Origin of the sequence: Polaribacter porphyrae (assembly GCF_002954685.1) — a bacterium.
Lineage (GTDB): Bacteria > Bacteroidota > Bacteroidia > Flavobacteriales > Flavobacteriaceae > Polaribacter > Polaribacter porphyrae.
On sequence record NZ_MSCN01000001.1, the window covers coordinates 2,094,673 to 2,110,128 of the forward strand.

General features: G+C 29.5%; 13 protein-coding genes and 1 pseudogene. 2 read left to right on the forward strand and 12 right to left on the reverse strand.

Going from position 1 to position 15,456, the window contains the following annotated elements; translation table 11 throughout:
• Positions 1-17: 17 nt before the first annotated feature.
• Complete coding sequence (locus BTO18_RS09390; RefSeq protein ID WP_105015975.1) at positions 18-464, reverse strand: GNAT family N-acetyltransferase; 447 nt, start codon at positions 462-464, stop codon at positions 18-20.
• 1 nt (position 465) lies between these two features.
• Complete coding sequence (gene nhaC, locus BTO18_RS09395) at positions 466-1,950, reverse strand: Na+/H+ antiporter NhaC (protein ID WP_105015976.1); 1,485 nt, start codon at positions 1,948-1,950, stop codon at positions 466-468.
• A gap of 78 nt (positions 1,951-2,028) precedes the next feature.
• Between nhaC and BTO18_RS09400 the strand changes: the two genes are divergently transcribed.
• Positions 2,029-3,051 carry a metal-dependent hydrolase gene (locus tag BTO18_RS09400; RefSeq protein WP_105015977.1) on the forward strand — a complete coding sequence of 341 codons (1,023 nt, stop codon included), beginning with the start codon at positions 2,029-2,031 and terminating at the stop codon, positions 3,049-3,051.
• Positions 3,052-3,132: 81 nt separating this feature from the next.
• Here the strand turns inward: BTO18_RS09400 and BTO18_RS09405 are convergent, their stop codons facing one another.
• Positions 3,133-4,332, reverse strand: coding sequence for an aminotransferase class I/II-fold pyridoxal phosphate-dependent enzyme (locus tag BTO18_RS09405; protein ID WP_105015978.1), 1,200 nt, complete (start codon positions 4,330-4,332; stop codon positions 3,133-3,135).
• Positions 4,333-4,485: 153 nt separating this feature from the next.
• On the opposite strand from BTO18_RS09405, the gene BTO18_RS09410 reads away from it, so the two are divergent.
• Positions 4,486-4,941, forward strand: coding sequence for an Lrp/AsnC family transcriptional regulator (locus BTO18_RS09410; RefSeq protein ID WP_105015979.1), 456 nt, complete (start codon positions 4,486-4,488; stop codon positions 4,939-4,941).
• A gap of 38 nt (positions 4,942-4,979) precedes the next feature.
• Here BTO18_RS09410 and BTO18_RS09415 read toward each other — a convergent pair whose 3' ends face one another.
• From BTO18_RS09415 to BTO18_RS09455, 9 genes and pseudogenes are all read right to left on the reverse strand, one after another.
• Entirely contained in the window at positions 4,980-6,941 is a 1,962-nt protein-coding gene (locus tag BTO18_RS09415; RefSeq protein ID WP_105015980.1) for a DUF3858 domain-containing protein, read from the reverse strand.
• Positions 6,938-8,851 carry a DUF3857 domain-containing protein gene (locus BTO18_RS09420; RefSeq protein WP_105015981.1) on the reverse strand — a complete coding sequence of 638 codons (1,914 nt, stop codon included), beginning with the start codon at positions 8,849-8,851 and terminating at the stop codon, positions 6,938-6,940. Before BTO18_RS09420 ends, BTO18_RS09415 begins: the two co-directional genes overlap by 4 nt.
• 133 nt (positions 8,852-8,984) lie before the next feature.
• A complete protein-coding gene (locus BTO18_RS09425) occupies positions 8,985-9,632 on the reverse strand; it encodes a YceI family protein (protein ID WP_105015982.1) in 648 nt (215 codons plus the stop codon).
• 112 nt (positions 9,633-9,744) lie between these two features.
• On the reverse strand, positions 9,745-10,197 hold the full coding sequence (gene dtd, locus BTO18_RS09430) for a D-aminoacyl-tRNA deacylase (RefSeq protein WP_105015983.1): 453 nt from the start codon (positions 10,195-10,197) through the stop codon (positions 9,745-9,747).
• Positions 10,198-10,200: 3 nt separating this feature from the next.
• Positions 10,201-11,167 (reverse strand): annotated as a pseudogene (gene rsgA, locus BTO18_RS09435) (ribosome small subunit-dependent GTPase A).
• A gap of 90 nt (positions 11,168-11,257) precedes the next feature.
• Positions 11,258-12,340 (reverse strand): bifunctional 3-deoxy-7-phosphoheptulonate synthase/chorismate mutase type II, encoded by a 1,083-nt coding sequence (locus BTO18_RS09440; RefSeq protein ID WP_105015984.1) that lies wholly within the window; start codon positions 12,338-12,340, stop codon positions 11,258-11,260.
• Positions 12,341-12,427: 87 nt separating this feature from the next.
• Positions 12,428-13,279, reverse strand: a complete 852-nt coding sequence (locus tag BTO18_RS09445) for a prephenate dehydrogenase (RefSeq protein WP_105015985.1) — start codon at positions 13,277-13,279, stop codon at positions 12,428-12,430.
• 136 nt (positions 13,280-13,415) lie between these two features.
• Positions 13,416-14,558, reverse strand: a complete 1,143-nt coding sequence (locus tag BTO18_RS09450) for a pyridoxal phosphate-dependent aminotransferase (RefSeq protein ID WP_105015986.1) — start codon at positions 14,556-14,558, stop codon at positions 13,416-13,418.
• A gap of 2 nt (positions 14,559-14,560) precedes the next feature.
• Complete coding sequence (locus BTO18_RS09455) at positions 14,561-15,382, reverse strand: prephenate dehydratase (protein ID WP_105015987.1); 822 nt, start codon at positions 15,380-15,382, stop codon at positions 14,561-14,563.
• Between the last annotated feature and the right edge of the window lie 74 nt (positions 15,383-15,456).

Sequence of the window (15,456 nt, forward strand, 5' to 3'; positions counted from 1 at the left end):
TGAAAACAATCTTTTACTCAAATTTCTTTTATCATTACTGGTAAAAAACGATCTTCAATAGAACTTTCTTTTTTATCAATAATTGTAAACCCTTTAGATTCATAAAAAGGAACTGCATTTGGGTCTGCTAATAACCTCATTGATTTTGCTTTATACTCTTTTGCTTTTTCAAAAGCGTGGAATAATAATTGTTTCCCAATTCCTTTTCCAATAAAATTGGGTAGAACAAATAGCATTTCCAATTCAATCGAATTTTCTTTTGGTAGATTTAAAACATAAAAACCAGCAATAGATTCATCAACAACAAATTTATAGACAGAACAATCAGAAATCATTTTAGAAGTAATCGTTAAATCTTTTCGCCAACTTTCTATCAAGTCTTTAGAATAACCCCAAAATGCTTTTGAAATTAATGCAATTTCTGTAAGTTTTTTTGAATCTTTTTGGGTAGCAAGAACTATCAATTTATTTAGCAGACAATTGTTTAATCTTAATTCTAAAGGCTGCGAATATTAGTGTCATAAAAGGACTTAACCAATTAAAAATCGCATAAACAAAATATTCAGCAACAGAAACGCCTAAAACTCCAGAATGATATGCACCACAAGTATTCCAAGGTACTAATGCAGAAGTAACAGTTCCAGAATCTTCTAAAGTTCTACTTAAATTTTCAGGTGCTAAACCTTTATCCTTATAGGCTTTTGCATACATTTTTCCAGGCACAACTATTGCCAAATACTGGTCTGAAGCAGTAATATTTAAACCAATACAAGTTGCTACTGTGCTTGCAAAAAGCCCAAAAACAGAATCGAAAAGACTTAACATAAAACTGCTAATTCTTGCTAGAGCTCCAATAGCATCCATTATTCCACCAAAAACCATTGCACAAATAATTAACCAAATTGTACCTAACATTTTAGCCATTCCTCCAGCAGAAAATAAATCTGCTAAAGCAACATTTTCTGTTGCAACAGAAGTTTTAACTGTTATTGCTTGCATAATGCCTTTATAAGCAGCATTAAAATCTAATTTATCAACTCCAGCTATTTGAGCAACAACTTCAGGTTGAAAAATTAAAGCAAATATTGCTCCTAAAATTGTGCCTCCTAACAAAGCTATTAAAGGTGGTGTTTTCTTTACAATTAAAGCAATAACCGCAATTGGAACCAAAAATAACCAAGGGGAAATGTTAAAAGATTTTTTTATATCAATTAATAGTGTGTTTGTATCTGCTACTCCATTCGTATTTTGAGTAAAACCTAAAATAATAAAAATAATAAGCGTAACAACCACTGTTGGTACTGTAGTGTATGCCATATATTTAATATGCGTAAATAAATCTGTACCAGCCATAGCAGGTGCAAGATTTGTAGTATCAGACATTGGTGACATTTTATCGCCAAAATAAGCACCAGATAATACTGCACCAGCAGTCATACCTAAAGAAACTCCTAAAGCTTCACCTATTCCTATTAGAGCTATACCAACTGTTGCAACTGTTGTCCAAGAACTACCAGTAGCAATAGAAATTACTGCACAAATAATTAAACATGCTGCTAAAAATATTGTGGGATTTAATACTTGCAAACCATAATAAATCATTGCAGGTATTACACCACTTATTAACCAAGTACCTGCTAAAGCACCTACCATTAATAATATCAAAATAGCACCTGATGTCGATTTTACATTTTCAGCAACTTCATTAATCATGGTTTTATAAGACACTTTATTTCTAAACCCAACAATAGCAGCTACAGCAGCTCCTAACAATAATACAAACTGATTACTTCCACTTAATGCATCATCTCCAAAAACATAAACATTATAGGCTAACATACCTACAAGAGCAATAACTGGAAATAACGCTTCCCAAATATTTAATTCTTTATTATCAATTATTTTTTGATCTTCAATTTCTATTTCCGATAAATTTTTATTCTCTTGCATTGTTGGTTATTTTCTTTTGTAATGTTACGATTTTAGCAGGTGTTATGCAAATCAAATCAGTTACTGTATTTTTGCAAAATGGATTCAATTACTCAAATTGTATTAGGTGCTGCTTGTGGAGAAGCTGTTTTAGGTAGAAAAATTGGTAACAAAGCGTTATTGTTTGGAGCAATTGGAGGTACAATACCTGATTTAGATGTTTTTATAGGAAGATGGATTTATGATAACGAAATTCAAGCTATGGCTTTTCATAGAGGTTTTATGCATTCTATTTTTTTTGCTATTGTTGGATGTTTTCTCTTTGGATGGATTACCCATAAACTTTACAATACTAGAAAACGTAAAAATACTACTACTCTAAAAGATTGGAGTTGGCTCTTCTTTTGGAGCATTTTTACACATCCGCTTTTAGATTGTTTTACGCCTTATGGAACACAATTATTTGCTCCATTTTCTGATTATAGAGTTGCTTTTAATAATATTTCTGTAGCTGATTTATTTTATACTGTTCCTTTTTTGCTGTGTATAATTATTTTGATGTTTTTCAACAGAAATAGATCCAGAAGAAAATGGTGGTTAAAAGCAGGAATTTATATAAGTTCTGCATATATGATTTTTACAATCATCAATAAATTCTATATAGATTCTGTGTTTGAAAAATCGTTTAAAAAAGCAGGGATTTCTTATAACCGATTTTCTGCACAGCCTACCATTTTGAATAATATTTTGTGGTATTCAGTAGCTGAAACTGATGATAACTATTACCTCACTTTTTATTCCTTATTTGATGAGAAAGAAATCTCTGATAAAATAATAACTGTTAAAAAAAACCACGATTTAATTGATATGTCTGATGAAAACTTACAAACTTTAGCTTGGTTTAGTAATAATTATTACAATCTGTCTAAAAAAGAAAAAGTGGGTACGTATCAATACACAGATTTACGATATCCGATGTTAAATCCTGATGACCCAAACACATCAGTTTTTAACTTTACTGTTTTTCATGAAAATGGTGAATGGGATATTTTACCTTTTTCAGGTTCTCCTCCAAATAAAGAAGATTTTAATAAATTTATCGAACGTTTAAAGGGGATTTAAGTCATTGCGAGTTTACGAAGCAATCTATTCGTTTAAATTTACAGATTGCTTCAGTCATTCTTCCTTTGCAAAGATGTTAAATTACAAAACCCCAACTTCAACCATACAAGATTTCATCATTTGGTAAGTACGTTCAATATCGTTATCTAAACCAATAGAAAAACGAATTAAGCCATCAGACAAACCCATTTCTTTTTGTTCTTCCTCTGGTATTTCTGATGATGTAGAACTTCCTGGAGCAGAAAATAATGTTTTGTAAAAACCTAAACTTACTGCTAAATAACCTAAATTTTTGTGCTGCATAAGTTCCATTAATTCATTGGCTTTTTCTAAAGAACCTACATCAATAGTCAGCATTCCACCAAAACCATATTCTGGGTTCATCATACTTTTAAACAATTGATGAGAAGAGTGACTTTCTAAACCTGGATAAACCGTTTTTAATCCATCAGCTTGAAATTTATCAGCCAAAAAAGCAGCATTATAGCTGTGTTGCTTCATTCTAATATGCAAAGTTCTCATATTTTTTAAAACAGATGCAGCTCGTAAACTATCCATAGTAGAGCCTAACAACATACTTGCTCCATCATTTACGTTTCGTAAATCGTTGATGAATTCTTGCGATCCACAAACTACACCTCCAACTGTATCTGAAGAACCATTTATGAATTTTGTTAAACTGTGGCAAACCACATCTGCACCTAGTTTTGCTGGGGAAATTGACAATGGAGAAAACGTATTATCTACCACTAATTTTAAATTATATTTTTTAGCTAATGCTGATAAACCTTTAATATCTGCAACTTCTAATAATGGATTACTCACAGATTCGCAATATAAAACTTTAGTATTTTTTGTAATTGCAGCTTCAACAATAGCTAATTTTGTGATGTCTATAAAACTAGTTTCTATGCCTAATTTTGGTGTGAAGTATTTTAAGAAAGCATAAGTTCCTCCATATATAGTTCTGCTAGAAACGATATGATCTCCTGCATTACACAATTGTAATAAAACAGGTGTAATTGCACCCATTCCTGATGCTGCAACATTTGCAGTTTCTGTTCCTTCCATTGCTGCTAAAGCTTCTCCTAAATATAAATTTGAAGGTGATGAATGACGAGAATATAAATAACAGCCATCTGCATTACCTTCAAAAGTATCAAACATCGTTTTTGCGGATAAAAATGTGTACGTTGATGAATCTGAAATGGATGGATTTACACCTCCAAATTCTCCAAAATATTGTAAATCTTGAATATTTTCGGCTGGATTGAAGTTCATAATGTTTTGTTTTTATAGCACAAAACTAATCCTTACTAGAAAATATATCAAGATAAACATATAAATATAGATTATTTTTCTAAATTTGAATATATTATTAATTTTAAAAACTATTACCACTCATTTTAATTTCAATTTTTAGAAAATTTTATAATGTTAGATACTACTGATAAAAAACTCATCAATTTATTACAAAACGATAGCAAACAGACTACGAAACAATTGTCTTTACAGCTCAATTTATCTATTACCGCTATTTATGAACGGATTAAAAAGTTAGAAAATAATAACGTAATTGAAAAGTATGTAGCAATTATCAACAAATATAAAATAGAGAAATCTTTTTTGGTATTTTGCCATATAAAACTCATTCAGCATTCTAAAGAATATGTAACTACTTTTGAGCGTGAAATTTTAAAACTAGAAGAAGTTTCTGAATGTTTTCATGTAAGTGGAGATTATGATTATATCTTAAAAGTTTATGTAAAAGATATGGATGAATATCGAGATTTTATGGTAACAAAATTAACAGCAATCAAATATATTGGTAGTACTCATAGTACTTTTGCCATTGAAGAAGTGAAAAATACGACTGCAATTAAGTTGTAAAAAAGAAAACCCAAAACTATACGTTTTGGGTTGCAAATTTAAATCTTTGTAAGAATAATTTTTTCAGATTCCTTTTTAACCAACTTACTATAAAAATCTTTTAAGAAAGGGTAATGTTGAGGATTAATTAATGACTCATTAAATTGTAATATACACGTTGTATTAATCTTCTTTCCTGCAGCTGATACTTTAAACTTAAAAACACCAATGTTATCTGGAAGCCCAATTGCAAGTGGTTCAGGTATTTTTTCAACTTTGTAGCCTTCAGGTATCTGAATTGAAACTCTGTTAACATCTTTCCAAGCTGTTGCAAAATCAACAGGAAATTTTCTTTCCTCTAATTTAAAAGGGTTTTTACGTTGGGTTAAGAATAATAAAGGTTCAATGTATAATTTACCATTAATTTCTTCTATTAAATCTTCACTAGAAAATTTGATACTTCTACTAATAGGTTTATTTAATTTTTGTTGATTATTTATTTTAAAGTCTTCAACTTCTACATTGTTATTTTCTTCATATTTTGTAATTAATTCTTCGTTTTTTATGTGGTTTTTTCTTTTTCTAAAATTTAAAGCATTTAAATTATCATATTTAGTTCTAATTAAACCTTCTACCATTAAATCTTCTGTAAGTTTAACCATAACCATATTTTCTTCAAGTGCGTGTATTGAAGAAGTTAGATTAACCCAAGATGAATTCCCATCTTTAGTAACTACTCTACCATCCCAATTTAAAGCTCTAACTGGTAATATATTTGGCATACTATATTCTTCAGTTGCGTCTAATAATACATAAGAATTGTTAGAAAATCTAACAATAGAAATAACATAATCAAAACCTTTTAATGTTGGGTAAAGTGGTACTCCATTTCCTCTGGAACTGATTAAAACCGGATCTGCATTTAGACCCGCAGAACGTAGCATAGAAGTAAGTATTAAATTTATATCTGCAACATTACCAGCATTTTCTTTGTAAGCCTTTCTTACTCCATTTTCTGTATATTTCCCATAAAATCCGTTCCATTTTACTTTGCCTTTTACAAATTGAAAAATTGCATTAATTTTATCAGTATCTGTTTGGTTGTTAGCTAATATCTTTTCTAAATCTTTCTTATAGTAACTAGATTTATTAAGTTCTACCCCAAATGAAGACGATTTAAAAATTTGCTTACTTACATTTTTCCAAGTGGTAGAATAATTTTTGAACTCTCCACCAACTTCTATAAAATTAGTTTGTGCTAGTTCAAACTTCATACCTCCTCTATAATTATTAATATTAGCTACATAAGCTTCATCGTTTTTTAAGGCAGGAATATTTTTATCTTCAAATGTAAAAACATTGATTCTAAAATCTGTATCTCCAACTTTCCCTGAACTAAATGAAGTTTTCATAGGTAGACTATGGAAACCTTTGGTCATTTTATTAAACGTGTAGAATTCTGGAAACTCTACTTGAGCATCTAGTTTTTTAATTGGAATCCCTTTTTGAAATTGAATGTCTGGAATAGAAGTTGCGTAAGGCGAAGTTATTTTATACTTTAATTCTAGAACACAACCTTCCTTTATTTTTGGCATAGTAATTTTATATTTACTATTGTATTTATTAATCTTTTCTTTAAAAATTGTTTTTTTTGATAGTTTTTCTTTTACAACTTTACCATTATCGCTATAAAAAGTATATCCTTTAATACCATATACAGATTCTGAACTTCCTGAATCTGGATTATAATATACAATCGATTTTGTTGCATAATTAAAACCTTCTTTAGTATAAATTTTAATTCTTTGATGTATTTCTGTTACTAATTGAAAACCAGTATTTGGAGTAAACGAAAAATATGATTTTCTATATTTATATAAATACGATGCATCTGCAGTTGAGTCTAAAGGATAGAATTTTTCTTCTACCTCTTCTTTTGATACTTTACCAAACTTATAGTTTTGAGCATTAATTGCAAATTGAAATAATAATACTGTTAGTAAGGTTATTTTTTTAATCATGACTTTTTCTTTATTATTGCGATTCTTAAATTTTCTGACTTTGCTACTTTTCTTCTAAAACTTCTATAGCTTTTATAATCTTCTTTTGGATAAACACCTTCTTTAATAGAAATGTCTTTGTGGTAAGTAAATGTGGATTCATCAACTTTTTTAAATCGAATTTTATATGACCCAAACTTTGATTTAATTTCTCTTGTTTCTGGTAAATATTCTATTTTATAATCTGCTGGGATTTTTATGGTATAATCGTCAATATCTTTGTAACCTCTATTTATTTTTAAGGGTAAATTTCGCGTTCTATATCTTTTTGGCACATAGCTTTCTCTATTAAAAATATTTACCCTAAATAAATATTCATTTTCATTTATTGATGCATAATTTTTAATATCCACCTCTAAATTTTCTTTAAAAACTATAGAATCTTTATCATTTTTCACTTCTGATGAGACTACTTCTAAATTATTATTATAGCTCCAAACATCAGATTTGTAGTATTTTATCAATTCATCTTTAGAAAAATCTTCTAAATAAAATTTATCATCATATTGAATACCTTTAGATATTCTATCTAGTTTTGCCTTAACATTTCCTTTTTCTGTTAAAGTAATCGTAGCTTTTGTAATTTGAAGGTTTACATCATCTTTATAAGCAGCTGTTCTTTTAATAACTCCACCTTCAGGAGTCACCACAAGTACATCTCTATCATCAGTAAAATCCCCTAAAAAGCCAAAAGGCATGGTTTGACTAGTACATTCTAACCATACATCTTTACCACTATTAGGTAAATTTAAAATAACATGATTACCTTGAATAGAAGAAAAATCTTTATCTATATTCCTTTTCTCTTGAGCATATACAACAGTGTAATAAGAAGTAACACCTGCAATATCTAAAAGAGCTTTGGTATAATTTGTTAGCCCTTTACAATCTCCATAACCTACTTTATCTACTTGGTTTGCTGCAATAGGTTCCCAGCCTCCAATACCAACTTGTACGCTTATATAACGTGTTTTGTTTTGCATAAATTTATAAACAATTTTTGCTCTTTCTATAGGATTTTCAACACCTTCAACTAAAGATAAAACTTTATTTTTTGTAGTTTCATCTACCAAATCTCTACCTACCAAAAGTTTATCATACATCCATTTTCCAAACTCATTCCAATTGGTATATTCACCATAAACCCCTTTTAGGTAAAATTTATCTAAAGCAACTTTTACTTTGGGCAAGAATTCTCTAGATGAAACTGTACTTTTCTCATAGTCAAAAGCTTTTTGATTTTTTAAAGAATAACTAATTTCTGTGTCAGAAACTGTTTTTTCTATATTAAAATTTTCAAAATTTGTTTCTTTTTTTCGCCAAGGGATAGCTTTAGGGTTACTAATTTTATAACTACTCTGTTGCACAGATACATAATACCCATTTACAGGAAACCACCAAGGAATAAAACCTGTAGTACCGGTTTTATATTCTGATTCAAAAACTAGAGTGTATGGGTAAGAAATGGGTTTATAATCAATATATTTTACTCTAGCATCAGAATATAATGTACCTCCATCAACTGCACTTACATTAGAGAAATCTCTTTCTTTATATTTTTTTATTTGATTTCCTAAAGCATCATAAATATAAGCTGAAAGGTCAGTAATTTTTGTATCATTATCATAGCTTTCAGAAATTCTTGCATCTGCTTGACCTAGTTTGTTTAAAACTGTCACAACAATTCTTCTTTTCACAATCATTTTATCCATATCATCTATGATAACTTCGAGATAATTATTTCTAACTACAGCATTTGCATTTTCTTTTAATTCTTTGGGAATTAATAAAGCACTATAGTTTAAATTCTGTGAAAAAAGAGAAGATTTTACAGAAATTAATAGAGTAAGTAGTAATGTTTTTTTTATCATGCAATTTTTTTACAAACCTAAAAAAAGAAAACCCAAAACAAGAAGTTTTGGGTTAAAAAGTATCGTTTATACTTAAAAATTTGATTATTATAAAAACAAGTCTATTTTTTTATTGATTTGCTAACGAAAATTATTAAGATTTTGTTTTTACAACAAAAGACATTTCTATTAAATCATCAATAAATTTATCTTTTAATTCCTCTAGAGAAAAGAAGCTTTTAGATTTATATTTAATTCCAAAATCAGTTCTATTAATGTTAAATTTATCACTAGTAATTGTTGTTATACCATCTGTTGTAAGAATTGTTGCTGGTATTGTAATACTTTTTGTAACATCCTTTACCCTTAAATTACCGGTAATATTAATTTTGTCGTTTTTGCCTTCTACTTTAGTAATCACAAATTTTGATGTAGGGAATTTTTCAACAGCAAAAAAATCAGGACTACTTAAATGCCCAACTAAATCTCCATTAGCTTTTTTATCTGCAGGTATGTCTAATACTTTTATTGAACCCATATCAAAAACAAACTGACCACCAACTAAAGCCCCTTTGTTAATTAATAAACCTCCAGTTTTAATAGCTACTGTTCCATTATGTGCTCCTCCAGGTTTAGTACCTTTCCAATTTAACACAGATGCAGATGTATCAACATTATCTAACTCACCAACATTTACATCTACTACTTTTGCTTTTTCTGTTGTTACTTCTTTTTTCTTTTCACTTTTACAAGCTATTGAAACAACTGCTAATACAACTATTGATAATAATATTTTTTTCATTTTTATTTTAATTTATTTAGTTTTTAAATTATTATGATACAAAGATAGGTTAATTTTATTTTCCATGGAAAGTATTTCTAATTTTAATAGAATTTTAACAAAAGTAAACGTTTTACGATTTTTCTTTCGAGTCAATAATAATAGTTACTGGTCCGTCATTTATTAATTCTACATTCATATCTGCTCCAAACCGCCCAGTTTGTACTTTTTTATTAATTTCTTTTTCAAATGATGTTATAAAAGCTTTGTAAAGAGGAATTGCAATATCTGGTTTAGCTGCTTTTATGTAACTAGGCCTATTTCCTTTTTTGGTTGATGCATGTAATGTGAATTGACTTACTACAATTACCTCTCCATTTACATCTTTAAGCGATTTATTCATTACCTCATTTTCATCATTAAAAATGCGAAGATTTGCAGTTTTACGAACTAAATAGTCAATATCTTCATGAGTATCTTCATTTACAATTCCTACAAGGATAAGTAATCCATTCTTAATATTTGCAACCTTTTCTTTATCTATAGTTACACTTGCTTTTGAAACTCTTTGAATAACAATTTTCATATTTTACTCATTATCTTCTTCGTTCCAAATATCTGTTCTATAATGCTCTGTTTCTTCCTCTCCTTCTAAAATTTGCAAATAGCTTTTGTATCTAGACCAAGAAATTTCTTCATTTTGAAGTGCTTCTTTTACTGCACATTTTGGTTCTTTTAAATGCAGGCAATCATTGAATTTACAATGCTGTTTTAACTTAAAAAATTCTGGAAAATAATCTCCTAATTCATACTTATCCATATCTACTACACCAAAACCTTTAATACCTGGAGTATCTATGATTTTTGCATCAAAACTCAAATCGAACATTTCTGCAAAAGTAGTAGGTATGTTGTCCTTGTTTGTGTTGATCTGAAATTTCTTGTGTTTTTAAGTTTAAATTGGGTTCTATTGCATTTACTAATGTAGATTTACCAACACCTGAATGACCAACAAACATGCAGGTTTTATCTTCCATTAATTCTTTAACAGTAACTACATTTTTGTTTTCTGTTGCTGATACTTCAATACAAGTATAACCTATGGCTTCATAAATATCTTTTAGATACAATACTTCTGCTCTTTGTTCTATTTCATAAGCATCAATTTTGTTAAAAACCAACACAGTTTCTATTCTGTAAGCTCTAGTGGTTACTAAAAAACGATCGATAAACGTGGTAAATGTTGGTGGATTATCAATAGTGATGAGCAAAAAAACCAAATCTATATTTGCTGCTATAATATGCGTTTGTTTAGATAGGTTTACAGACTTACGAACAATATAATTGTGTCTTTCGTGTATTTTTTGGATGACTCCTATTTCTTCGTCTCCTTTCTTTTCTAGTTCAAAATCTACTTTGTCACCAACTGCAATTGGATTAGTACTTTTAATACCTTTAATTCTAAATTTACCTTTTATTTTACATTGATGTAAAACACCATCATTAGACTTAACATGATACCAACTTCCTGTAGATTTATATACAATTCCTGTCATTATCACAAAGATGAGGATAAAAAATGTTATTCAAAAGAAAAGCCACAAAATCAAGAAATGAATTTGTGGCTAGTATTGGTATAATTTTAATTATCCCTTAATAATCTTTTCTTGATGATTTATTGATTCTTGGTGAATAGCTTTAAACATTCTTAAAACAAATTCTTCACTCAACCCTTTTTGTTCACCTTCTAGAATCATATTCCCTAGGATTTCATTCCAACGTTTAGATTGTAAAACAGCTACATTTTTTTGCTTTTTTAAGGCACCTATTTCATCAGCCACCTTCATACGTTTTCCCATTAAATCAATCAATTGACCATCAACTACATTAATTTGAGCACGCAACGTATCTAAAGAACTTTTATAAGCAGCTTCAGTATCTGTTTCTTTTCTAATTTTTAAATCTTCCATGATTTGCTTCAATTTTGTTGGAGTTACCTGCTGTGCAGCATCAGACCAGGCATTATCTGGGTCTACATGAGTTTCTATCATTAAACCATCAAAATTTAAATCTAAAGCAGTTTGAGATACATCAAAAATCATTTCTCTATTACCTGTAATATGTGAAGGATCATTTATTAAAGGTAAATCTGGAAATTTATTTTGAAACTCTATAGCAATTTGCCATTCTGGAATGTTTCTATATTTTGTTTTTTCGTAGGTAGAAAACCCTCTGTGGATTGCTCCTAAATTTTTGATTCCTGCTGTGTATAAACGCTCTATACCACCCAACCACAAAGCTAAATCTGGGTTTACTGGGTTTTTAACCAAAACAATTTTGTCTGTACCTGCCAAAGCATCTGCAATTTCTTGCATAATAAAAGGCGATACTGTAGAACGTGCACCAATCCAAAGTAAATCAACATCGTTTTCAATAGCTAATTTACAATGTGCTGCATTTGCAACTTCTGTACAGGTTTTCATACCTGTTTCTTCTTTTACCTTTTTTAACCAGCCTAAACCTAAAGCTCCTACACCTTCAAAATTTCCTGGTCTAGTTCTTGGTTTCCAAATTCCTGCTCTATAATAATTAACATCAGAATCTTTTAATTCGTGTGCAATTTTTAAAACTTGCTCTTCAGTTTCTGCACTACAAGGCCCTGCTATTACTAGTGGATGATTGAGCTTCATATCATCCAACCATGTTCTTAATGCTTTTGTGTTCTTCATTTTTGAAAATTAATTTGTGTTGAGATTCTTCAACAAGTTCAGAATGACAAACGTACTCTTAACTTGTTACTCAACGGTTGTGGCTTTTTATTTTATGCCGTTTAAAATTTGTTTTATATAATTTGTATTCTCCATTTCGTTAAAAATTTCAGAGAAATTATCTTTTTGCATCAGCTCTTTAAATTGTTGCAAATTACTAATGTATTCTTCTAATGATTCGATTACATTTTCTTTATTTTGATTAAAAATTGGAGTCCACATTGCTGGCGAACTTTTTGCCAAACGCACAGTAGATGCAAATCCTGAACCTGCCATATCAAAAATATCTCGTTCATTTTTTTCTTTTTCTAACACTGTTTTACCCAACATAAATGAGCTAATGTGAGACAAATGCGAAACATACGCAATATGTTTATCGTGCGAAACTGCATCCATATAACGAATACGCATTCCAATAGCTCTAAAAAGTTCTAATGCTTTTTCTTGAAGCTTAAAAGTTGTCTTTTCAACTTCACAAATAATGTTCGTTTTCCCTTTGTATAAACCAGAAATAGCTGCTGTTGGTCCAGAATTTTCTGTTCCTGCTATTGGATGACATGCTAAAAAATTACGTCTTCTTTTATGATGTTCAACTACTTTACAAATTGCTCCTTTTGTAGAACCTGCGTCTATTACTAATGTATTGTCAGAAATTTTATCAAGAATAGTAGGCAATAATTTTACTGTGGCATCTACTGGAATTGATACAATGACCAAGTCTGCATTTTCTAAATCGTCTAAAGTAGCTTTTTTATCGATTAAATCTAACTCTAAAGCTTTTTCTAGAGTAGCATCTTTTCTGCTTATTCCATAAACAACTGCTTCTGGATTGTAGTTTTTTATGTCGATAGCAAAGCTACCTCCTATAAGACCAATTCCTATGCAAAATATATTTTTCATTTTCCTATTCTTAATCCTGCAAGGTCTCTTTTTGACCTTGTAGGTATTGTATTAGCTAATGATAGTTACAAGGTTTGAAACCTAATTCAATATTTGTTTTAAATACCTACAAGGTTTTTGAAACCTTGCAGGAAACTTAAAACCTGCTAATTGCTTGTTTAATAATTTCTGATGTTACACATAAAGAAAAACGAATATAGCCTTCTCCTTGGCTACCAAAAACAGTTCCTGGTGTTATAAAAATATCGTTTTCATACAACACTTTATCTGTAACTTCTTCAGACTTTTTTCCTTCTGATATTTTTGCCCATACAAATAAGCCTGTTGAATTTTTATTATATTTCGCTTCTAGCTTATCTGCCAATTGCCATATTAATTTTCTGCGTTCTTCATACACTTTGTTTTGTTCTAAAAACCAATTATCTGATAATTGTAAAGCTTCAATTGCTCCTTTTTGAATTCCGTAAAACATACCAGAATCCATATTGCTTTTTACTTTTAAAACTTCGTTGATATAGGTTGCATTTCCTAACAGCATACCAACTCTCCAACCAGCCATATTAAAGGTTTTGCTCAAAGAATTTAATTCTAAAGCAATCTCTTTTGCACCTTCTACTTGTAAGATACTTATTGGGTTATCATTTAAAATAAAACTATAAGGATTGTCATTGATGATTAAAATATTGTGTTTTTTACCAAAAGCAACCAATTTTTGAAACGTTTCTAAAGTTGCATCTGCACCTGTTGGCATATGTGGATAATTAACCCACATGAGTTTTACATCATTTAAATCTTGATGCTCTAAATCCTCAAAATTAGGTTGCCAGTTATTGGTATCACTTAAATTATAAAAAAGTGGTTTTGCACCTACCAATTTAGTAACAGATGTGTATGTTGGATATCCAGGATTTGGAATTAAAACTTTGTCTCCTTCATTTAAAAAAGCCATAGAAATATGCATAATACCTTCTTTGCTTCCCATTAAAGGTAAAACTTCATTTTCTGGATTGGTTTCTACAGAAAACTTACTTTTATAAAAAGTACCAATCGCATTTCTTAATTCTGGTAAACCTTGATAGGACTGATATTTATGTGCTGTAACATCACCCAAACTATTAGAAATTGCTTCTAAAACTTTTGCTGGAGGCTTTAAATCTGGAGAGCCAATTCCCAAATTTATAATGGGTTTTCCTACTGCAGCTAAACCTCTTACTTCTCTTAATTTTTTAGAGAAATAATATTCTTTAACGGTTTCTAATCTTTTTGCTGGTTTAATCATGATTACCTACCATTTTTATAAGTTCCTAAAATCTTGAATTCTTCTGCCATAATTTCTATAATAGAAATTGCTTTTTGATAATTTGCATATTCATCAAAAGTGACATCTACAAAAAATGAATATTTCCATGGTGTTTGAATGACTGGTAAGGATTGAATTTTGGTTAAATTCATTTTACAATCACTCATCGCATTTAAAATGGCTGCCAAACTTCCTCTTTTATGACTCAACTGAAACTTTATAGAAGCTTTATTTGCATCGGCTTTTACTTCTGGTTTTGTAGTTTGCACTAAAACAAATCGAGTTGAATTGTCTTTAATAGTTTGAATTTCATCTTCAATAATTACTAAATCAAAAATTTCCGCTGCAATTTTTGGGGCTATTGCTGCAATTCCTTGTAATTTTTTGTTGGCTATTCTTTTAGCAACTTCTGCTGTATCTACATCTTCTACCAACTTAATATGTGGATGTTTTTTAAAAAAAGTTTTACATTGTAACAAGGCCATTGGATGAGACCAAACTTCTTTAATATCATTAATATTTTGTCCTTTCAAAGCCATTAAATGGTGGTGAATATTCAAATATTCTTCTCTAATGATATGTAAGTTATGATTGTCTATCAAAGCATAATTTGGAATGATAGAGCCTGCAATAGTATTCTCTAAAGCCATAATACCAAACTCTGCAGAATTATCTAACAAACTATCTACCAAAACATCAAAAGACATGCATTCTTTTAATGGGACATTTGCTCCATAAAAGTCTATAGCAACTTTATGATGATTAGAACCTTTAGCTCCTTGTATGGCGATTATTTTATCCATTTTTATACAAAAAAAAAGCCTCGAAGTAAATTCGAGACTTTATATTTTTATTTGTTTCTTAACAACAGGATACA

Coding starts and splice junctions, on each gene's coding strand:
- nhaC (WP_105015976.1), bottom strand. CDS start 1,950: ATGCAAGAGAATAAAAATTTATCGGAAATAGAAATTGAAGATCAAAAA.
- BTO18_RS09400 (WP_105015977.1), top strand. CDS start 2,029: ATGGATTCAATTACTCAAATTGTATTAGGTGCTGCTTGTGGAGAAGCT.
- BTO18_RS09405 (WP_105015978.1), bottom strand. CDS start 4,332: ATGAACTTCAATCCAGCCGAAAATATTCAAGATTTACAATATTTTGGA.
- BTO18_RS09410 (WP_105015979.1), top strand. CDS start 4,486: ATGTTAGATACTACTGATAAAAAACTCATCAATTTATTACAAAACGAT.
- BTO18_RS09415 (WP_105015980.1), bottom strand. CDS start 6,941: ATGATTAAAAAAATAACCTTACTAACAGTATTATTATTTCAATTTGCA.
- BTO18_RS09420 (WP_105015981.1), bottom strand. CDS start 8,851: ATGATAAAAAAAACATTACTACTTACTCTATTAATTTCTGTAAAATCT.
- BTO18_RS09425 (WP_105015982.1), bottom strand. CDS start 9,632: ATGAAAAAAATATTATTATCAATAGTTGTATTAGCAGTTGTTTCAATA.
- dtd (WP_105015983.1), bottom strand. CDS start 10,197: ATGAAAATTGTTATTCAAAGAGTTTCAAAAGCAAGTGTAACTATAGAT.
- BTO18_RS09440 (WP_105015984.1), bottom strand. CDS start 12,340: ATGAAGAACACAAAAGCATTAAGAACATGGTTGGATGATATGAAGCTC.
- BTO18_RS09445 (WP_105015985.1), bottom strand. CDS start 13,279: ATGAAAAATATATTTTGCATAGGAATTGGTCTTATAGGAGGTAGCTTT.
- BTO18_RS09450 (WP_105015986.1), bottom strand. CDS start 14,558: ATGATTAAACCAGCAAAAAGATTAGAAACCGTTAAAGAATATTATTTC.
- BTO18_RS09455 (WP_105015987.1), bottom strand. CDS start 15,382: ATGGATAAAATAATCGCCATACAAGGAGCTAAAGGTTCTAATCATCAT.